Below are 19,941 nucleotides of genomic sequence, written 5' to 3'. Positions count from 1 at the left end.
GTATTAAGCGTTAAAAACTTGTTCAAGTGAAATACCTCTGTCTCTTGCAATAGCATTAGCATCTCTTAATTGTAATAAAGCATCAAAAGTTGCTTTTACCACATTATGAGGGTTTGAAGATCCTTGAGATTTTGATAATACATCGTGTACACCAACAGCCTCTAAAACCGTTCTAACTGCTCCACCAGCAATAACTCCTGTACCAGGAGCTGCAGGAATAATATTTACTCTTGCACCGCCGTATTTTCCTTTTTGTTCGTGTGGTAACGTTCCTTTAATAATAGGAATACGTACTAGGTTTTTCTTAGCATCTTCAACTGCTTTTGCGATAGCACTAGCAACATCTTTAGATTTTCCTAAACCTTGTCCTACAACACCAGCTTCATCACCAACCACAACAATTGCTGAAAAACCAAATGCTCTACCACCTTTTGTTACTTTTGTAACTCTTTGTACACCAACTAAACGATCTTTAAGATCTAATCCACCTGGTTTTACTAATTCTGCACTTTTATATTTTTTAAACATAATTTCTTAGAATTTAAGTCCTGCTTCTCTAGCACCTTCGGCTAATGATTTTACTCTACCGTGGTATAAATATCCACCTCTATCGAAAGCAATAGTTTCAACGCCTGCTTTTAAAGCTTTTTCAGCAACAGCTTTACCTACTAGGTTTGCTACTTCTGATTTATTTCCTTTTGCAGAACTAATATCTTTATCTCTAGAAGATGCTGCGCTAATGGTTTTACCATTTACATCATCAACTATTTGAGCATAAATTTCTTTATTACTTCTAAAAACAGTTAATCTTGGTCTAGCTTCTGTACCAGAAACCACCTTGCGGATTCTGTTTTTTATTCTTATTCTTCTTTGGTTCTTTGTTAATGCCATAACTTAATTATTAAGCTGATTTACCTGCTTTTCTTCTTAATTCTTCACCAACAAACTTAACACCTTTTCCTTTGTAAGGTTCTGGTTTTCTAAATCCTCGGATTTTTGCTGCTACTTGACCAACAAGTTGTTTATCGAATGATGTTAATTTAACGATTGGATTTTTACCTTTTTCTGATACTGTCTCCACTTTTACTTCTGGAGCTATATTTAAAACAATATTGTGAGAAAACCCTAAGGCTAAATCTAATTTTTGTCCTTGGTTAGATGCTCTATAACCTACACCAACCAATTCTAATTCTTTAGTCCATCCTTTTGATACTCCTTCAACCATATTGTGCATTAATGATCTGTATAAACCATGTTTTGCTTTTTGATCTTTAGTATCAGAAGAACGTGTAACCCATACGCTACCATCTTCAACTTTAATATCTATAGAGTCGAAATTTTGTGTTAACTCTCCTAATTTTCCTTTTACAGTTACAACACTATCTTTAATATCAACTGTTACACCTTCTGGAATGGCTATTGGATTATTTCCTATTCTTGACATTTCTTTCTGGTTTAAAAATTAGTAAACGTAACATAATACTTCGCCACCAACATTATCTCTTTTAGCTTGTTTGCCAGTCATAACGCCATGAGACGTTGATACAATGGCAATACCAAGACCATTAAGGATACGTGGTAATTCGTTAGCACTAGCATACTTTCGTAAACCTGGAGTACTAATACGTTGAAGTTTTTTAATTACTGGTTCTTTTGTTTCCTTGTTGTACTTAAGTGCAATTTTTATTGTGCCTTGTACGGTTGAATCATCAAACTTATAACTTAAAATATACCCTTGCTCGAATAATATTTTAGTTATGTTCTTTTTTAAATTAGATGCAGGAATCTCAACCACTCTGTGGTTAGCACGCACTGCGTTTCTAATTCTAGTAAGATAATCCGCTATTGGATCTGTATACATATTTATTAATTTGCGGTAATGGTTTTCAAAAAAGCTATTTCTTTTGAACCTAAAACCAATTTATAATTCTTTTTTTACCAACTTGCTTTTTTAACACCTGGTATTAAACCTTGGTTAGCCATTTCACGGAATGTTACACGCGAAATACCAAAAGTTCTCATATAACCTTTAGGTCTTCCTGTTAATTTACATCTATTATGCTGACGTATAGGAGATGCATTTTTAGGTAACTTTTGTAATGCTTCGTAATCTCCAGCTTCTTTTAAAGCTTTACGTTTTTCGGCATATTTAGCTACTGTTTTTGCTCTTTTTACCTCACGAGCTTTCATTGATTCTTTAGCCATAACTTAGTTCTTTTTAAAAGGTAACCCTAGTTCAGTTAATAATGATTTTGCTTCTTTATCAGTATCTGCAGTTGTTACAAATGTAATATCCATACCAGAAATTTTGTTCACTTTATCAATATTAATTTCTGGGAATATAATTTGTTCTGTAACTCCTAAATTGTAGTTACCTCGTCCATCAAATCCTGTAGCTTTAATTCCGTTAAAATCTCTAACACGTGGAAGCGCAGAAGTTACTAAACGATCTAAAAACTCGTACATACGCTCGCCACGTAAAGTTACTTTTGCCCCAATTGGCATCCCTTTACGTAATTTAAACGATGCAACATCTTTTTTAGACATAGTTGCTATAGCTTTTTGTCCAGATATAGTTGTTAATTCTTCAACAGCGTGATCAATTAACTTTTTGTCTGCAACAGCAGCACCTACACCTTTAGATATTACTATCTTGGTAAGTTTAGGAACTTGCATTACATTTTTATATCCAAATTCGTCTGTAAGAGCTGCAATTACTTTGCTTTTATACTCTTCTTTAAGTCTTGGTGAATATGCCATAACTATATTACTTCATTAGATTTTGTTGAAAATCTTACTTTTTTATCATCTTCTATTCTATAACCAATTCTTGTTGTCTCTCCTTTTGAGGTTAACAATGATAAATTAGAAATATGAATAGCAGCTTCTTTTTCTACGATTCCACCTTGAGGGTTTTGTGCACTTGGTTTAGTATGTCTCTTAACCATGTTTATACCTTCAACAATCGCTTTGTTCTTTGCTATAAATACTTTTTGTACTTTACCTTCAGATCCTTTATGGTCTCCAGCAATTACTTTTACAGTATCTCCAGTTTTTATTTTAAGCTTTCCCATCTTAATTCTGTATTAAAGCACTTCTGGTGCTAATGATACAATTTTCATGAATTGTTTATCACGAAGTTCTCTAGCAACAGGACCAAATACACGTGTGCCTCTCATTTCACCCGTTGGGTTTAATAAAACACAAGCGTTATCATCAAATCTTATATAAGATCCATCTGGTCTTCTTACTTCTTTTTTAGTACGCACAACAACTGCTGTAGAAACTGCTTTTTTCTTAATGTTGCCATTAGGAGTTGCATCTTTAACAGAAACAACTATTTTATCTCCTACAGAAGCATATCTTCTTTTAGTTCCTCCTAAAACACGGATAACTAAAACTTCTTTTGCTCCAGTATTGTCTGCTACCTTTATTCTTGATTCTTGTTGTAACATAATTATTTAGCTCTTTCTAGGATTTCTACTAATCTCCAACACTTAGATTTACTTAAAGGTCGTGTTTCCATGATTCTTACGGTATCTCCTTCGTTGCAGTCGTTTTGTTCGTCGTGTGCTACGTACTTTTTCGTTTTTAAAACGAATTTTCCATACATAGGGTGTTTTACTTTTTTCACCTCAGAAACCACAATAGATTTCTGCATTTTGTTACTTGTAACAACTCCTATACGTTCTTTTCTTAAATTTCTTGTTTCCATCTTTCAGCAGAATTATTGTAAATCTCTTTTAGTTAATTCAGTCGCAATTCTAGCTACGGTACGTCTTATGGTACGTAACTGAATTGGATTTTCTAAAGGAGATATTGCATGAGCTAATTTTAGATCTGAATAACTCTTTTTTGTTTCACCAAGCTTCTCTTGTAACTCGGCTACAGATAATTCTTTAATTTCTGATTGTTTCATAATATCAAATAAATTATGCTTCGTAATCGCGAGCAATTAAAAACTTAGTTTTTACAGGTAATTTTTGTGCTGCTAAACGTAATGCTTCTTTTGCGACGTCTAATGGCACACCACCTACTTCAAATAAAACTCTTCCTGGTTTAACAACGGCTACCCAATATTCAACAGCACCTTTACCTTTACCCATACGTACTTCAAGAGGCTTTTTTGTAATAGGCTTGTCTGGAAATATTTTAATCCAAAGTTGCCCTTCTCTTTTCATGTAACGTGTAGCGGCAATACGAGCTGCTTCAATTTGACGCGATGTTAAAAAATTCGAGTCTAACGATTTTATTCCAAAAGTTCCGTATGAAAGTTGATGACCTCTACCCGAGTTCCCTTTCATGCGTCCTTTTTGTTGTTTACGAAATTTTGTTCTTTTAGGCTGTAACATTTTTCTTTTACTTTATAAAAAATTACTTTCTACGACGAGGTCCTTTGTTGCCTCTTGCACCACCTTTTCCACCTTTTTTGGATAATCCAACTAGTGGAGAAAGCTCTCTTTTGCCATATACTTCACCTTTCATGATCCATACTTTAACACCTAATCTACCATAAGTAGTGTGTGCCTCAACTAAAGCATAGTCAATATCGGCTCTAAATGTTGATAAAGGAATACGTCCTTCTTTATAGTGCTCGCTACGTGCCATTTCAGCTCCGTTTAAACGACCACTAATTTGAATTTTTATTCCTTCAGCATTCATTCTCATTGTAGCAGCGATAGCCATTTTTATTGCACGACGGTATGAAATTCTGTTTTCAATTTGACGAGCAATACTTGATCCTACTAAAAATGCATCTAGTTCAGGTCTTTTAATTTCAAAGATGTTAATCTGAACTTCTTTACCAGTAATTTTTTTAAGTTCTTCTTTTAACTTGTCTACCTCTTGACCGCCTTTACCAATAATGATACCTGGACGAGCCGTAGTGATAGTAACGGTTACAAGTTTTAAAGTTCTCTCAATAATTACTCTACTTACACTAGCTTTAGATAAACGCGCATGAACGTATTTTCTAATCTTATCGTCTTCGGCAAGTTTATCACCATAATCGTTTCCTCCGTACCAGTTAGATTCCCATCCTCTGATAATTCCTAAGCGATTTCCGATTGGATTTGTTTTTTGTCCCATACTCTTATTAAGCTTGTGTGTTATTGTTAGCTCCAACCACTAATGTTACATGGTTTGAACGTTTTCTAATTCTGTGTGCACGACCTTGTGGTGCTGGACGTAATCTTTTTAACATAGATCCGCTATCCACTTTAATCTCTTTTACAAATAATTCCGCAGATTCAACATCAGCATCTTCATTCTTAGATTGCCAATTAGCGATAGCTGATAATAACAACTTCTCTAATCTACCAGATGCTTCTTTATTGTTGAATTTCAAGATATTAAGTGCATTCTCTACCTTTTCACCTCTTACTAAATCGGCTACTAAGCGCATTTTTCTTGGTGATGTAGGACAATTATTAAGTTTTGCAAAAGCAACGTGCTTTTTAGCTTCCTTAATAGCGTCTGCCATTTGTTTTTTACGACTTCCCATAGCTTACTACTTTTTACCTTTATTTTTAGCACCTGCATGCCCACGGAATGAACGTGTTGGTGAAAATTCTCCTAATTTATGACCTACCATGTTTTCTGTTACATACACTGGTACAAATTGACGGCCATTGTGTACCGCTATGGTTTGTCCAACAAAATCTGGAGTAATCATGCTGGCTCTAGACCACGTTTTGATTACCGTTTTTTTGTTAGCCTCTACATTTGCAGCTACTTTTCTTTCTAATTTATAATGAACGTAAGGTCCTTTTTTTAATGATCTTGCCATGTCTTATTTCTTTCTACGTTCTACAATATATTTATTACTTGCCTTAGTCTTAGAACGGGTTCTGTAACCTTTAGCTGGGATACCGTTTCTAGAACGTGGATGTCCACCTGAAGATTTACCTTCACCACCACCCATTGGATGATCAACTGGATTCATAACTACTGGTCTAGTACGTGGTCTTCTTCCTAACCAACGTGTTCTACCTGCTTTACCACCAACTAATAATTGATGATCTGAGTTAGATACAACACCAATAGTTGCCATACAGTCTGCAAGAATTAATCTTGTTTCACCTGAAGGTAGTTTTACCGTAGCAAACTTACCATCTCTTGCCATTAATTGAGCAAAAGCACCAGCACTACGAGCCATAACAGCTCCTTGACCAGGACGTAACTCTACACAAGAAATAATTGTACCTAATGGAATTTCACTTAACGGCATTGCGTTTCCAATTTCTGGAGCAACCCCTTCTTTACCAGACACTACATTTTGCCCAACCTGAAGTCCATTTTGAGCAATAATATATCTTTTCTCGCCATCTTGATAATTCAATAATGCAATAAAAGCTGTTCTGTTTGGATCGTATTGAATAGAAGCTACTTCACCAGGAATCCCAGCTTTGTCTCTTTTAAAATCGATAATACGATACTTTTTCTTATGACCACCACCTATGTAGCGCATAGTCATTTTTCCTCGATTGTTTCTACCACCAGACCTTTTGTTCGGAACGAGTAAACTCTTTTCCGGCTTATCAGTAGTAATGGCATCGTAACCGTTTACTACTCTAAATCGCTGTCCTGGTGTGATTGGTTTTAATTTTCTTACTGACATTTTTGTCTAATTACATGTTACTGTATAAATCAATCATTTCACCTTCCGCCAGTTGTACAATTGCCTTTTTAACAGCATTTGTTTTACCATGTTGAATACCAGTTTTTGTAAACTTAGTACTTCTATCTGGACGGACATTTATAGTACGAACTTTTTCAACAGAAACTCCGTAAGCAGCTTCCACCGCTTTCTTGATTTCTACCTTGTTCGCCCTTTTATTCACTGAGAACCAATAGCAGTTTTTTAACTCGCTATCAGCTGTCGCTTTTTCTGTGATTATAGGTTTAATTAAGATACTCATCTGTTTCTTATTTGCTTAAGTTTGTTTCAATTCCTTCTAAAGCGCCTTCTAATAACACCACTTGATTCGCATTAAGTATTCTGTAAGTACTTAATTCTGAATACGTTATAACCTCAGAGCCTTTTAAATTGCGCGATGACAAATATACGTTATTATTTGAGCCACCCAACACAAAGAGCGTTTTTTTGTTTTCTAGCTCTAAAGCCTTTAAAACCGCTGTAAAATTTTTAGTTTTTGGAGCATCAAAATTAAAGTCTTCTAAAACTGTAATTGACTTCTCTCCTGCTTTGATACTTAAGGCAGACTTACGCGCTAAACGTTTTAAGTTTTTGTTAAGTTTGAAGCTATAATTTCTAGGTCTTGGACCGAACATACGACCACCCCCTTTAAAAACTCCAGACTTAATACTACCTGCTCTTGCAGTACCTGTTCCTTTTTGCTTTTTAATCTTACGTGTACTTCCAGAAATCTCAGCTCTTTCTTTCGACTTGTGAGTTCCTTGACGTTGGTTTGCTAAATATTGTTTAACATCCAAATACACAGCGTGATTATTAGGTTCAATAGCAAACACATCTTTAGAAAGGTCTGCCTTTCTACCTGTGTCTTTTCCGTTTATATCTAAAACTGCTACTTTCATTACTTCTGAATTGTTACATAAGCATTTTTGTGTCCAGGTACACAACCTTTAACCACAAGTAGATTCTTTTCAGCAACTACTTTTAAAACTCTTAAATTTTGAACTTTCACTTTTTCACCACCCATTCTTCCGGCCATTTTCATGCCTTTGAATACACGTGCAGGATAAGATGCAGCTCCAATAGAACCTGGTGCTCTTAAACGGTTATGCTGACCGTGAGTAGCTTGACCTACACCACCAAAACCATGACGCTTTACAACACCTTGAAATCCTTTACCTTTAGATGTTCCTGCAATATCAACAAATTCGCCTTCAGCGAAATGTTCTACAGTGATAGCATCTCCTAATTTGTACTCCTCATCAAAACCTTTAAATTCAACGACCTTGCGCTTTACAGAAGTACCCGCTTTTTTAGCATGACCTAAGTCTGCTTTAGTAGCGCTTTTTTCTGTCGCGTCATCGAAACCAAGTTGGATAGCTTCATAACCATCAACTTCTTCGGTTCTGACTTGGGTAACGATACATGGTCCAGCTTCGATTACAGTACAAGGAATATTTTTCCCGTTTTCATCAAAGATGCTGGTCATACCGATTTTTTTTCCAATTAACCCAGACATATTTATTTATTATTAATTATTACTATTTAGTTGAAACACGTTCAACATTACTTATTTAAAAAAATTCAGGGACAAAATACCTTTCGTCCCTGAAATGTATTTATCCATTTTTCCTTCGCTCGCAGCTCCAGACATGTCTTGAAACTTCTAAGTTTCAATTTATGAGACTCCTGCCTTCGCAGGAATGACAATTATACTTTAATCTCTACTTCTACACCACTTGGTAATTCAAGCTTCATCAAGGCATCAATGGTTTTTGATGACGACGAGTAGATATCTAATAATCTTTTGTAAGAAGATAATTGAAACTGCTCTCTTGATTTCTTGTTTACGTGTGGAGAACGTAATACAGTGAAAATTTTCTTGTGCGTTGGTAATGGAATTGGTCCAGTTACTACAGCTCCAGTACTTTTTACTGTTTTTACAATCTTATCAGCAGATTTATCTACTAAATTGTGATCGTAAGACTTAAGTTTTATTCTGATTTTTTGACTCATTTTTCTTAAATTTTAAGCTTCAACGCCTTTAGCTGCTTTAATTACTTCTTCAGATATGTTAGAAGGAGTTTCTGCATAGTGTGAAAATTCCATTGTTGATGTTGCACGACCTGATGATAATGTTCTTAATGTTGTTACATATCCAAACATTTCAGATAATGGCACAGTAGCTTTTACAGTTTTTGCACCAGCTCTATCTCCCATATCACTTACTTGTCCTCTTCTTCTATTTAAATCACCTACAATGTCACCCATGTTTTCTTCAGGTGTAATTACCTCAAGTTTCATGATTGGCTCCATAATTACTGCTTTTGCAGCTTTTGCAGAATTTTTAAATCCAATTTTTGCAGCCAATTCGAAAGATAACTGATCAGAATCTACATCGTGGTAAGATCCATCTTTTAATGTTACTTTCATAGCATCGACTTCGTAACCTGCTAAAGGTCCATTAACCATTGCCATTTTAAATCCTTTTTCAATTGAAGGGATAAATTCTTTAGGAACGTTACCGCCTTTAATTTCAGAAACAAATTCTAATCCTGTTTTACCTTCATCAGCTGGCTCAATAGTAAATACAATATCGGCAAACTTACCACGACCACCAGATTGTTTTTTATAAACCTCTCTATGATCAGCAGCTTGTGTAATAGCTTCTTTGTACTCAACTTGTGGTTGACCTTGGTTTACTTCAACCTTAAACTCACGCTTTAAACGATCAACAATAATATCTAAATGAAGCTCACCCATTCCAGAAATAATAGTCTGTCCTGAAGCTTCATCAGTTCTAGCAGTAAATGTTGGGTCTTCTTCGGATAACTTAGATAAAGCCATACCTAATTTATCAACATCAGCTTTAGTTTTAGGCTCAACAGCAATACCAATTACTGGATCTGGGAAGTCCATCGATTCTAAAACGATAGGATGTTTTTCATCAGACATCGTATCTCCAGTTTTAATATCTTTAAATCCTACGGCAGCACCTATATCTCCAGCTTCGATATAATCAATTGCATTTTGTTTATTAGAGTGCATTTGGTAAATACGAGAGATACGCTCTTTTTTGCCTGAACGATTGTTCAAAATATAAGAACCCGCATCTAAACGACCAGAGTATGCTCTAAAGAATGCTAAACGGCCAACAAAAGGATCGGTAGCAATTTTAAATGCTAATGCAGAAAAAGGTTCTGAAGCATCTGGTTTACGTACAGCTTCATTTCCAGTATTTGGATCGGTACCTACAATGTTATCTCTATCTAAAGGAGAAGGCAAATAACGACAAACAGCGTCTAATAAAAACTGAACCCCTTTATTTTTAAAAGCAGAACCACAAATCATTGGAATGATAGCCATATCCATTACAGCAGCTCTAAGCGCAGCATGCACTTCGTCTTCTGTTATAGAATCTTCATCTTCCATGAATTTCTCTAGAAGATTTTCATCGTAAGTTGCTACTTCTTCAATTAATAATGCTCTATATTTTCTAGCCTCTTCTTTAAGCTCTTCTGGAATTTCAATAACATCAAAAGTCGCCCCTTGAGTTTCATCATGCCATACAATAGCTCTATTTTTAACTAAATCGATAATACCTTTAAAATCTATTTCGTCACCAATGTTTAAAACGATTGGCACCGCATTAGACTTTAACATGTCTTTTACTTGTTGACAAACACCTAAAAAGTTAGATCCTTGACGGTCCATTTTATTAACGAAACCGATACGAGGCACTTTATAGTTATCTGCTAGTCTCCAGTTAGTTTCAGATTGTGGTTCAACACCGTCAACTGCACTAAATAAGAACACTAAACCATCTAACACACGTAACGAACGGTTTACCTCTACGGTAAAATCAACGTGACCTGGTGTGTCAATTATATTAAAATGGTATCCTTTAGTATCTGCTACTGGTTGTCCATTTTCAATTGGAAACTGCCAAGTACAAGTTGTTGCAGCAGAAGTAATTGTAATACCTCTTTCTTGCTCTTGCTCCATCCAGTCCATTGTTGCAGCACCATCATGTACTTCACCAATTTTATGAGAAACACCTGTATAATAAAGAACTCGTTCTGTAGTAGTAGTTTTTCCTGCATCAATATGTGCAGCAATACCAATATTTCTAGTATATTTTAAATCTCTTGCCATGTCGTATTAAAATCTAAAGTGAGAGAATGCTTTATTTGCTTCAGCCATTTTATGAGTATCAACTCTTTTCTTAACTGCTGCTCCTTCTTCTTTGGCCGCAGCTAATATTTCTGCTGCTAAACGATTTGCCATAGATTTTTCGTTTCTTTTACGTGAATAGCTAATTAACCATTTCATCGCTGTTGAAACTTTACGATCTGGACGTATTTGCATTGGAATTTGAAATGTTGCACCACCAACACGACGGCTACGTACTTCTACGTGAGGCATCACATTTGACAACGCATCTTTCCATATTTCTAAAGCGGTTTTTTCTTCGTCAGTTTTTTTCGAGTCTACAATATCAATTGCATCGTAGAATACTTTAAAAGCGACAGACTTCTTTCCATCCCACATCATCATATTAACGAAACGTGTTACTAACTGGTCGTTAAATTTTGGATCTGGTAAAAGCGGTCTCTTTTTTGCTGCTCTTTTTCTCATGTCTTCTTTTTAAGTTTTTTAGCTCTTAGCCTTTAGCTGTTGGTCAGTTGATTTAATCTTCTAACTTCGTGCTTCTAGCTTCAAACTTTAATTTTACTTTTTAGGGCGTTTAGCACCATACTTAGATCTACGTTGCGTTCTACCTGAAACACCTGCTGTGTCTAAAGCACCACGAACGATGTGATATCTAACTCCTGGCAAATCTTTTACCCTTCCACCTCTAACCAATACTATCGAGTGCTCTTGTAGATTATGTCCTTCACCGCCAATGTATGCATTAACCTCGTTACCGTTTGTTAAACGAACCCTTGCTACCTTACGCATTGCTGAGTTAGGCTTTTTAGGAGTTGTTGTGTAAACACGAGTACACACACCACGTCTTTGCGGACAAGAATCTAAAGCAGCCGATTTACTCTTCTTGGTTATTTTGGCTCTTCCTTTTCTTACTAATTGCGAAATTGTTGGCATATATAATATATATAAATTTTATTATCCTCTTTTAAGAGGGCTGCAAAGGTAGAAATTAAAATGAATAATTCAAACCCTAAATCATTAATTTTTAAGAGTTTTCAAAAATTATAGTATTCTCTATATTATAAGCGTAGAATTTCCGTTAGATTTACACCGAAAATGTTAGAAGTTAGAAGCATAAAACTACACATTAAATCATTTTTAGCAATCATTACTTGTGAAAAAAACCGCTTTTTTAGTCCTTATTATATGTATACTTTTTTCTTCTAAAGTATTTTCTCAAAATTTAAGATTAAAAATTATTGGAAATAATGAGGTTGAGACCAAACAAATAGATTCTTTAAATTATTTAGAGGTGCATAATGATTATAAATCTATTACCTCTGAAGTGGATTCAATTCAGACCCTACTTTACAAAACAGGCTACATAGAAAATAAAATGACAGGTATTATTAAAAAAGATGATTCAACTTTTGCTGCAAAATTTCATCTTAAAAAAAAATACAAAACCATACATATATATTATAATAGTTCAATTATTGATACCCCAGTTTTAAAACTGATTTCAGAGGACGTTTTTGATGATTATTTTTCGCTTCCATTTAGCCATGTAGAAAACAGTTTAAATTTTATAAACTTAAAGACTTCGGAAAAAGGTAATCCATTTTCAAAATTAAAACTATCAAATATTCATATTGTAGAAAATAATTTGAGGGCAGATTTGATAATTGATTCTAACAAACAAAAAAGAACTATTGACAATATAATAATTAAAGGTTATGAGAAATTCCCAAAATCATATCTAAAACATTATTTAAAAATTAAAGAAAATCAAGCTTTTAATTTAAATGTAATTAAAGAAAAAACGAATTTGCTTAACGATTTAAAATTTGCAAATCAAATTAAACCGCCCGAAGTTCTTTTTACTAAAGATTCTACCACATTATATATATATACTGAAAAAGCTAAAAGCAATTCGTTTGATGGTTTTTTAGGTTTTGGCACAAACGAAGAAACAAATAAATTAGAGTTTGATGGTTTTTTAAATTTAAACTTAACCAATAACTTGAATTTTGGTGAATCGTTTAGTCTGCTTTATAAAAGTGATGAAAACGACCAAAAAACATTTAGAACTAATTTAACGTTACCTTATTTATTTAAGTCGCCTATTGGGATAGATTTAGGTTTACAAATTTTTAAAAAGGATTCTACGTTTACTATTGTAAATCAATCTGCAAAACTGCATTATCAAATTAACTCTAAACATAAAATATATAGTGGCATAACTGCTACTACTTCTAACAATTTATTGTCTTCTAGTAATTTGCAAAACATTGCGGATTACAATTCCAATTTTTTTTCATTCGCATATCAATATTTAAAATTGCAGCCTAACAATTTATTGTTTCCTGTAAAATCAAGTGTGTTTTTAGAAACTAGTTTTGGTAATAGAGAAGTAACTACTACAAAGGAGAAACAGTCCCTACATTCTATTAATGCTTTTAAAATTATTAATCTTAATAATAAAAACAGTTTTTATTTTAGCGCTAATGGTTCTCATTTAATTTCAAACACCTATCTAGAAAACGAACTTTTCCGCTTTGGCGGTATAAATTCTATTCGAGGTTTTGAAGAAAATAGTTTATTCGCTTCGCTTTTTGGTGTTTTAAATACAGAGTATAGATATCAACTTAATAATAGCATATATATACATAGTATAACAGATTTAGCCTATTTTGAAAACAAAATAACGAATATAAAAGAAAAACTTTTTGGATATGGTTTTGGGTTTGGCATTTTAACTAAAGCTGGTCTTTTTAAATTTAATTATGCCAATGGTAAAATTAAGAACCAAGCTTTTAAATTTTCAGATTCTAAAATTCATCTTAGTCTAGTAGCTAATTTTTAAAATGAATTGCTTAAATTAAGAACTATAGTAATTATTATGCATGCATAAGTTTTTATCGGATTAGACAAAATTATTCTCAAAAAACACCGTCTTTTAATAAAGAATCACTTCTGTTTTTGCTTTTTTACTGAAAATTAAACAAATCAAAAAAATTCAAAAACTAAATTTTAACTATATTTTTTTTGTTTTATTAACTTTTTATTAAGACTTTTGGGTCGACTAATTCAAATAATTATTAAAATGAAAACAAAGTTTAGTGGAATGCTAACGTTATTATTAGCGTTTGTCGTGCAATTTTCATTTGCGCAAGAAAAGACAATTTCAGGAACGGTATCCGATGAAACGGGATTACCTTTACCTGGCACGACTGTCTTAGTAAAAGGTACATCCTCTGGTACCTCAACCGATTTCGATGGTAATTATTCAATTGACGCTAGTACAGGAGATATTCTTGTATTTAGTTTTGTTGGATACACAAGTCAAGAAATCACAGTTGGATCCTCCAATACAATTAATGTAACTATGCAGGAAGATGCAGCTGTTCTAGAGGAGGTTGTTGTTACTGCTCAAGGCATTAGAAGGGAGAAAAAGGCTTTAGGTTATGCTGTAACAACTTTAGATTCTGAACAAGTAGAAAGCCGCCCTGAAGCTGATATTGCAAGAGTTTTATCAGGTAAAGTTGCAGGTGTAAATGTTGTTGGCACCGGTGGTTTGGCTGGTAGTGGTACAAATATTATCATTAGAGGACCTGGTTCTATTACTCAAAACAACCAGCCTTTATTTGTTGTAAATGGTGTGCCCTTTAGTTCTTCTACTAACGCAGAAAGTAATGTGACTACTGGTAATGGATCAGTATCCGCTTCCAGTAGATTTTTAGATTTAGATCCTAACAACATAGAATCTATGAGTGTACTTAAAGGTTTAAGTGCAACAGCACTATATGGTGAACAAGGTAGAAATGGAGTTATCTTGATTACAACAAAAACAGGTAGTACTGCCAACATAGATAAGGGGTTCGAAATTACTGTAAACCAATCCACTTTTTTTAGTAAAATCTCAAATTTACCCGATTACCAAAACACGTATGGTCAAGGTGGAGATAATAGTACAAATGTTGGATTTGTTGGTACTTGGGGGGGACGCTTCGACAGTAACACTATGGTAAGACATCACTATAATGTAGGTCGCCTAGCAGCATCCTTTCCTGAATTTCAAGGCGTTAACGTATTATACCAACCATTTAAGGACAACGTAAAAGATTTTTTCAACACAGGTATAGGATATACAACTTCTTTAAATGCTTCTAAAAGCTCTGAAAATGTTTCCTATAATATCAATTTTGGTCGTACCCGTGAAGATGGTTTTGTACCAGGCAATAGTTTTGATCGCTTAAATTTTGGTTTGGGAGGAAATATTAAGTTAAGCAATAAATTTTCCGTTTCTGGCTCGTTTAATTACGTAAATAGTGGTTTTAAAACCCCTCCTGTAGCAGCCAATAGTGGTACTGGAAATTTTTCAATCTTTGAAAGAACTATGTTCATACCTAGAAGCTTTGATTTAAATGGTTTACCTTATCAAGACCCTATCACAGGTGCTAGTGTATATTATAGAACCGACCAAGAAAACCCTCTATGGTTAGTAGCAAATTCTCAAGAATCTATTGATGTTGATCGTTTTTATAATTCAGTAAGTACGACCTTCGATATAAGTGACATATACTCTTTAACCTATCGTTTAGGTTATGATACTTATACAGAAAAGCAGCAATTCTACATGAACAAAGGAGGTGTAGCAAGCATACAAGCCAATCAAGGTTTTTTAAAAACTACTTCTGGAACAAATAGAATATGGGATCACAGTATATTATTCAATATTAATGGTGAGCAAATAACAGACAATATTTCGTTAAACGGTACAATAGGCTTAAATTCCAATTCAGAATCTTTTGAAAAGTTTGGTATTTTTAGTCAAAACCAACTTGTATTTGGGTTAATAGACCATAATAATTTTGTATCTCAAAGTAATGTTGATCCCTTTGGTAGCGAATTAGATTTTATGCAAAAAGTTAATAGACTAGGTATTTTTGGTCAGTTAGAATTTGGCTATGAAGATTACCTATATCTAACCGTAGCTGGTCGTAATGATTGGATATCTACCGTTGAATCTGCAAATAGATCATTATTTTATCCAAGTGCTTCAATCTCTTTCATTCCAACAGCAGCCATAGATGGCCTTAAAAGTGATGGTTTAAATTATTTAAAGTTTCGCTTTGGTTTTGGTTCTTCAGCAGGTTTCCCTGGCCCATATAATACTAGAGGAGCCTTTAGCTTATCAACTGCAGCTCTAACTACTGGTGGCGGCGTTCCAATTAATACTATATCTCCGAGTACGGTTGCTCCAAACCCAGACCTTAAACCAGAGCTCCACGAAGAACTAGAGGCTGGTATCGAAGCCCGTTTCTGGAGAAACCGTATTTCATTAGAAGCCAGTGTTTACAAACGTAATTCCGAAGATCAAATTGTTGCAGTTAATCTTGCTTCTTCTTCTGGTTCTAGAACCTCTGTCCAAAACTTGGGTGAATTAGAAACAAAAGGTATAGAAATAGATTTGGGAATTTCTCCATTTAAAGGAAATGACGGTAAGTTTCAATGGGATTCAAACTATAGTTTTACTGCATTCGAAAATGAAGTTATTACTACTGATGGAAATGGAAACGAATTGTTTATTGCTGGTTTTTCTAACTTAGGAAACTATGCTATAGAAGGTCAACCTTTAGGAGTTATTAGAGGTAGTTATGCTGTAAGAGATGACAATGGGAATTACATGATAAACCCTACAACCGGTAACATTATAGATAGTGATGCTATTGGGTTAGATAATGCTGTTATTGGTGATCCAAATCCAGATTGGAAGCTTACAACTATAAACACCTTTAGGTATGGAAATTTAAGCTTATCTGCACAAGTAGAATATACCCATGGTGGTGATTTTTCTTCAAACACAATAGACAATTTGCTGCGTAGGGGTGTAACAAAAGATACAGATCAACGTGAAGGCACACTTGTAGTACCAGGGTTTTTAGCAAATCCTTCTACAGGAGAACCACTTGTAGACGGAAATGGCAACCAGATACCTAACAATATTCAATTAGGTGCAAATGAAATTTATTTCTTAAACTTTTTAGATCCAGCAGGACAAGCTATTTATGATGGTTCTGTAGTTAGGTTAAGAGAAATTTCATTAAGTTATGACTTACCAAACAAACTTTTAGAAAAAACACCATTCGGTTCTTTATCTTTTACAGTTTTAGGTAATAATCTATGGTATTGGGCACCTAACGTTCCTGAGCATACTAATTTTGACCCTGAAGTTATTAGTACGGGTGTTGGAAATGGACAAGGTTTAGAATTCCAAACAGCTCCAACCTCTAAAAAATTCAGTTTCAGTATCAAGGCAACTTTTTAAAAAAAAACTAATATGAAAACAATAAATTTTAAAATAAAATATTTCTTACTCTTAGTGTTTGCCATGACGTTGAGTTGTGAAACCACCGAGTTAGATTTAGTAACAGACCCTAGTAATCCTACTCCGGACAGTGCTGATGCCAACTTACTGTTTAATGCTGCTCAAATTAATTTCACATTGGCTATAGCATATAATGAAGACAATGAAGATGGTTTAAATGTAAGAGCCGCTGAAGCTGCAAGAATGCAACATTTATTTGGTGCTTATGCTGGGCCATTTTCCCTTACATCAAGTTCTTTAGATGAATCTTGGGAAAATTTATATTTGGGAGCATTAAAAGAAATTACAGAATTACTCCCTATTGCTGAAAACAATAATCAACAAGGTATAATTGGTGCAGCCAAAATTATTCGTGCTTATACTATGGTAACATTAGTTGACATCTTTGGAGATGTACCTTTTTCTGAAGCCACTCAAGGTTTAGCTAACCCTAATCCTAAAGTTGACTCGGCTCAGAGTATATATGATGCAATACTAGTAGAATTAGATGAAGCCATAGCTGCATTGAATACTCAAAATGTTATCATGCCAGCAAATGATTTGTTTTATGGAGGTGACCCATCCAAATGGATTACCTTAGCAAGAACTTTGAAGTTAAAAATGTATCTTCAAATGCGTTTAATTGGTAATTTTAGCTCACAAATTAATACGCTAATCAGCCAAGGCATTATAGATGAAGCTTCTGAAGACTTCCAATTTCAGTACTCTACGGTTGTATCTCCTAATGATAGTAGGCACCCATATTTTGCTTTATGTTATGATGCAGACGGTGCTGATGATTATTTGACAAGTTACTATGTCTATCTCCTTAAAGATGATAAAGGCTTTAACGATCCTAGATTACGTTATTATTTCTATAGACAAACTACTACTGTCCCAACAGAAGCAAATCAGTTTTTAGAATGTGCAGGATTACCTCTTGAAAACTTCTGTTATCTTGACGACTTATACTGGACAAGAGATCATGGAAATGACAATGGAGTTGCACCAGATCAATTATTAAGATCTACTTATGGTCTATACCCCATAGGAGGAGCTTTTGATAGTGACCAATTCTTATCTGTTACCGATACTAATTTAAGTACTGGTAATGGCGCTGGTATATTCCCTTTTATGTTATCATCGTATGTTAAGTTCTTGTTAGCTGAGTCAGCTTTAATGTCTGGAACAACTGGAAACCCTAAAACACTTTTAGAGGAAGGTATTCGTGCGTCTATGAGCAAAGTACTTAACTTCCCTGGTCCAGTAGATGCTGCATTTGCTGCTTCTCAAACCGATGTTGATGATTATGTTGCCTACGTTTTAGGCGAGTATGATGCCGCTAGTTCTGATGATGAAAGATTAGATATAATTATGAAAGAATACTATATCGCCTTATGGGGTAATGGTATAGAAGCCTACAATAATTATAGACGTACTGGTTTACCTAGTGATATGCCTCCTCATGTTTCTACACCTGGAGATTTCCCTAGATCTTTTATGTATCCAGCAATCGAAGTTAATTCGAATAGTAATGTTAGTCAAAAAACAATTCTTACTAAAGTATTTTGGGATACAAACCCTGATAACTTTATAGATTAAAAAAAAATAATATGAAAAATTTTAAATTAGTTTTAAAAGCTTTTATGGTTTTTGCATTATTGATTCCATTTCAATCTTGCGAGGATGAAGAAAAGAACAGATTAGATGAATTTCAACTAGGTGGTTTTGTAAGGTTTGAAACTCCCTTCCCAACAGTTGTGAACATAGCAAGTTTAGCTGAAGCTGCTAATATTACAATAACTAATGTACTTGAAGCTCCCGATGGTAATGTAGCTAGCTACAGTATTGAAGTTTCTGCTGTGGTTGCAGGCGAAGAATATGGTCCTGTTCCGTTTGGTGAAACAGTTACCTCATTCCCTGCCAATTTAACTATTACTATGTCTGATTTAGCAAGCGCGTTAGGATTTGATATTGCTGATGTGGGCTTTGCTGACACCTTTTCTTTTACTGGAACTGCAGTAAATAATAATGGTATTGTATATAGTTCAGATCCTCTAACCTACGATTCTGACACTAAAGTTGCTGCTGGAGGTAACAGTTCAGGTGATTTATTGTCTGAAGCGGGTTATAGAAATGCATTCGCATTTTCTTTTGCAATACCTTGCCCACCAAACAACAACCCTATCAATGGAGACTGGATTATTGCTATGACTGATCTATTTGGTGACGGTTGGGATGGTGCTTTTGTAACTGTTGAAATTGATGGGGCTATGACTGATTACACCGTAGCTGATGGAGACTTTGCTAATCATACAATTAACGTTCCTGCCGGAACAGGAGTTTTAAGAATTTCTTATACAAGTGGATCATGGGAAGAAGAACATGTTTACACCATTACCAACCCTGATGGAGTAGAGTTTGGACCTTTTGGGCCTGAGCCTGGAACATGCCCTGAGTACACAAGTCCATAAAAATTGGATATTAACACAATAAAGCAAAAGGATTACTTATAAAAGTAATCCTTTTTTGCTTTAGGCGCAAAGGCTCTATGCCAAAGAGCTACAGTCCCTATTAACAAAAGAACGTGCTTTCATATTAAAGGGAAGCTTTGGTAAGGAAAAGGAGCATTACTACCTCTAATACCATTTTAAATAGTAAAAGTCGTTATATTTTAGTATCTTTCACTATGGCAAAACCGAAAGAATTTACAATACAAGAATCTGTTTCTACGCTTGAAACACTTCGCAAACAACAAACTGTT

Annotated in this window: 26 protein-coding genes; 4 read left to right on the top strand and 22 right to left on the bottom strand. The window is 34.5% G+C overall.

The window, feature by feature from the left end; genetic code table 11:
- Window positions 1–3: 3 nt before the first annotated feature.
- The 22 genes from rpsE to rpsL all read right to left on the bottom strand — a co-directional run bounded on the left by rpsE (window position 4) and on the right by rpsL (window position 11,761).
- Window positions 4–528, bottom strand: a complete 525-nt coding sequence (rpsE, locus tag L3X37_RS04005; protein ID WP_109351401.1) for a 30S ribosomal protein S5 — start codon at window positions 526–528, stop codon at window positions 4–6.
- 6 nt (window positions 529–534) lie between these two features.
- On the bottom strand, window positions 535–891 hold the full coding sequence (gene rplR / locus L3X37_RS04000) for a 50S ribosomal protein L18 (RefSeq protein WP_237238883.1): 357 nt from the start codon (window positions 889–891) through the stop codon (window positions 535–537).
- Between the two features lie 10 nt (window positions 892–901).
- Entirely contained in the window at window positions 902–1,444 is a 543-nt protein-coding gene (rplF, locus tag L3X37_RS03995) for a 50S ribosomal protein L6 (RefSeq protein ID WP_237238882.1), read from the bottom strand.
- Window positions 1,445–1,462: 18 nt separating this feature from the next.
- Window positions 1,463–1,861 (bottom strand): 30S ribosomal protein S8, encoded by a 399-nt coding sequence (gene rpsH / locus L3X37_RS03990; protein ID WP_237238881.1) that lies wholly within the window; start codon window positions 1,859–1,861, stop codon window positions 1,463–1,465.
- A 74-nt stretch (window positions 1,862–1,935) separates the two neighbouring features.
- The gene (gene rpsN, locus L3X37_RS03985) at window positions 1,936–2,205 is read right to left on the bottom strand and encodes a 30S ribosomal protein S14 (RefSeq protein ID WP_092579393.1); all 270 of its coding nucleotides are present in this window, start codon (window positions 2,203–2,205) and stop codon (window positions 1,936–1,938) included.
- 3 nt (window positions 2,206–2,208) lie between these two features.
- Window positions 2,209–2,760 carry a 50S ribosomal protein L5 gene (gene rplE, locus L3X37_RS03980; protein ID WP_237238880.1) on the bottom strand — a complete coding sequence of 184 codons (552 nt, stop codon included), beginning with the start codon at window positions 2,758–2,760 and terminating at the stop codon, window positions 2,209–2,211.
- A 2-nt stretch (window positions 2,761–2,762) separates the two neighbouring features.
- A complete protein-coding gene (gene rplX, locus L3X37_RS03975; protein WP_237238879.1) occupies window positions 2,763–3,074 on the bottom strand; it encodes a 50S ribosomal protein L24 in 312 nt (103 codons plus the stop codon).
- A gap of 12 nt (window positions 3,075–3,086) precedes the next feature.
- Window positions 3,087–3,455: a 50S ribosomal protein L14 gene (gene rplN, locus L3X37_RS03970; protein ID WP_069831953.1), complete on the bottom strand. Its 369-nt coding sequence runs from the start codon at window positions 3,453–3,455 to the stop codon at window positions 3,087–3,089.
- Window positions 3,456–3,457: 2 nt separating this feature from the next.
- Window positions 3,458–3,715 (bottom strand): 30S ribosomal protein S17, encoded by a 258-nt coding sequence (gene rpsQ / locus L3X37_RS03965; RefSeq protein ID WP_099563528.1) that lies wholly within the window; start codon window positions 3,713–3,715, stop codon window positions 3,458–3,460.
- Between the two features lie 12 nt (window positions 3,716–3,727).
- Entirely contained in the window at window positions 3,728–3,919 is a 192-nt protein-coding gene (gene rpmC, locus L3X37_RS03960) for a 50S ribosomal protein L29 (protein ID WP_237238878.1), read from the bottom strand.
- A 13-nt stretch (window positions 3,920–3,932) separates the two neighbouring features.
- Window positions 3,933–4,352, bottom strand: coding sequence for a 50S ribosomal protein L16 (gene rplP, locus L3X37_RS03955; protein ID WP_237238877.1), 420 nt, complete (start codon window positions 4,350–4,352; stop codon window positions 3,933–3,935).
- A 22-nt stretch (window positions 4,353–4,374) separates the two neighbouring features.
- Entirely contained in the window at window positions 4,375–5,088 is a 714-nt protein-coding gene (gene rpsC, locus L3X37_RS03950; RefSeq protein WP_237238876.1) for a 30S ribosomal protein S3, read from the bottom strand.
- A 7-nt stretch (window positions 5,089–5,095) separates the two neighbouring features.
- Complete coding sequence (rplV, locus tag L3X37_RS03945) at window positions 5,096–5,503, bottom strand: 50S ribosomal protein L22 (protein ID WP_237238875.1); 408 nt, start codon at window positions 5,501–5,503, stop codon at window positions 5,096–5,098.
- Window positions 5,504–5,509: 6 nt separating this feature from the next.
- Window positions 5,510–5,788: a 30S ribosomal protein S19 gene (gene rpsS / locus L3X37_RS03940; RefSeq protein WP_013869040.1), complete on the bottom strand. Its 279-nt coding sequence runs from the start codon at window positions 5,786–5,788 to the stop codon at window positions 5,510–5,512.
- Between the two features lie 3 nt (window positions 5,789–5,791).
- Window positions 5,792–6,619: a 50S ribosomal protein L2 gene (gene rplB, locus L3X37_RS03935; RefSeq protein WP_237238874.1), complete on the bottom strand. Its 828-nt coding sequence runs from the start codon at window positions 6,617–6,619 to the stop codon at window positions 5,792–5,794.
- Between the two features lie 10 nt (window positions 6,620–6,629).
- Entirely contained in the window at window positions 6,630–6,920 is a 291-nt protein-coding gene (gene rplW, locus L3X37_RS03930; RefSeq protein WP_237238873.1) for a 50S ribosomal protein L23, read from the bottom strand.
- A 7-nt stretch (window positions 6,921–6,927) separates the two neighbouring features.
- Entirely contained in the window at window positions 6,928–7,557 is a 630-nt protein-coding gene (gene rplD, locus L3X37_RS03925) for a 50S ribosomal protein L4 (RefSeq protein WP_237238872.1), read from the bottom strand.
- The gene (rplC, locus tag L3X37_RS03920) at window positions 7,557–8,174 is read right to left on the bottom strand and encodes a 50S ribosomal protein L3 (protein WP_237238871.1); all 618 of its coding nucleotides are present in this window, start codon (window positions 8,172–8,174) and stop codon (window positions 7,557–7,559) included. Before rplC ends, rplD begins: the two co-directional genes overlap by 1 nt.
- A gap of 191 nt (window positions 8,175–8,365) precedes the next feature.
- A complete protein-coding gene (rpsJ, locus tag L3X37_RS03915) occupies window positions 8,366–8,671 on the bottom strand; it encodes a 30S ribosomal protein S10 (protein ID WP_007650482.1) in 306 nt (101 codons plus the stop codon).
- Window positions 8,672–8,683: 12 nt separating this feature from the next.
- Window positions 8,684–10,810 carry an elongation factor G gene (gene fusA, locus L3X37_RS03910; protein ID WP_237238870.1) on the bottom strand — a complete coding sequence of 709 codons (2,127 nt, stop codon included), beginning with the start codon at window positions 10,808–10,810 and terminating at the stop codon, window positions 8,684–8,686.
- A gap of 6 nt (window positions 10,811–10,816) precedes the next feature.
- Window positions 10,817–11,293 carry a 30S ribosomal protein S7 gene (rpsG, locus tag L3X37_RS03905; protein ID WP_237238869.1) on the bottom strand — a complete coding sequence of 159 codons (477 nt, stop codon included), beginning with the start codon at window positions 11,291–11,293 and terminating at the stop codon, window positions 10,817–10,819.
- 93 nt (window positions 11,294–11,386) lie between these two features.
- The gene (gene rpsL, locus L3X37_RS03900) at window positions 11,387–11,761 is read right to left on the bottom strand and encodes a 30S ribosomal protein S12 (RefSeq protein WP_019386263.1); all 375 of its coding nucleotides are present in this window, start codon (window positions 11,759–11,761) and stop codon (window positions 11,387–11,389) included.
- A gap of 220 nt (window positions 11,762–11,981) precedes the next feature.
- Here rpsL and L3X37_RS03895 point away from each other — a divergent pair, with 220 nt between their 5' ends.
- The 4 genes from L3X37_RS03895 (at window position 11,982) to L3X37_RS03880 (ending at window position 19,651) form a co-directional block, all read left to right on the top strand.
- Window positions 11,982–13,673 (top strand): POTRA domain-containing protein, encoded by a 1,692-nt coding sequence (locus tag L3X37_RS03895; RefSeq protein WP_237238868.1) that lies wholly within the window; start codon window positions 11,982–11,984, stop codon window positions 13,671–13,673.
- A gap of 240 nt (window positions 13,674–13,913) precedes the next feature.
- On the top strand, window positions 13,914–17,138 hold the full coding sequence (locus L3X37_RS03890) for a SusC/RagA family TonB-linked outer membrane protein (RefSeq protein ID WP_237238867.1): 3,225 nt from the start codon (window positions 13,914–13,916) through the stop codon (window positions 17,136–17,138).
- A 12-nt stretch (window positions 17,139–17,150) separates the two neighbouring features.
- Window positions 17,151–18,779 (top strand): SusD/RagB family nutrient-binding outer membrane lipoprotein, encoded by a 1,629-nt coding sequence (locus L3X37_RS03885; RefSeq protein WP_237238866.1) that lies wholly within the window; start codon window positions 17,151–17,153, stop codon window positions 18,777–18,779.
- An 11-nt stretch (window positions 18,780–18,790) separates the two neighbouring features.
- Window positions 18,791–19,651: a hypothetical protein gene (locus L3X37_RS03880; RefSeq protein ID WP_237238865.1), complete on the top strand. Its 861-nt coding sequence runs from the start codon at window positions 18,791–18,793 to the stop codon at window positions 19,649–19,651.
- Window positions 19,652–19,941: the final 290 nt, after the last annotated feature.

Source organism: Wocania arenilitoris (assembly GCF_021728535.1).
GTDB classification, from domain to species: domain Bacteria; phylum Bacteroidota; class Bacteroidia; order Flavobacteriales; family Flavobacteriaceae; genus Wocania_A; species Wocania_A arenilitoris.
Note: the sequence above shows the minus strand (reverse complement) of the source record. Positions and strands in the feature narration are given on the sequence as shown.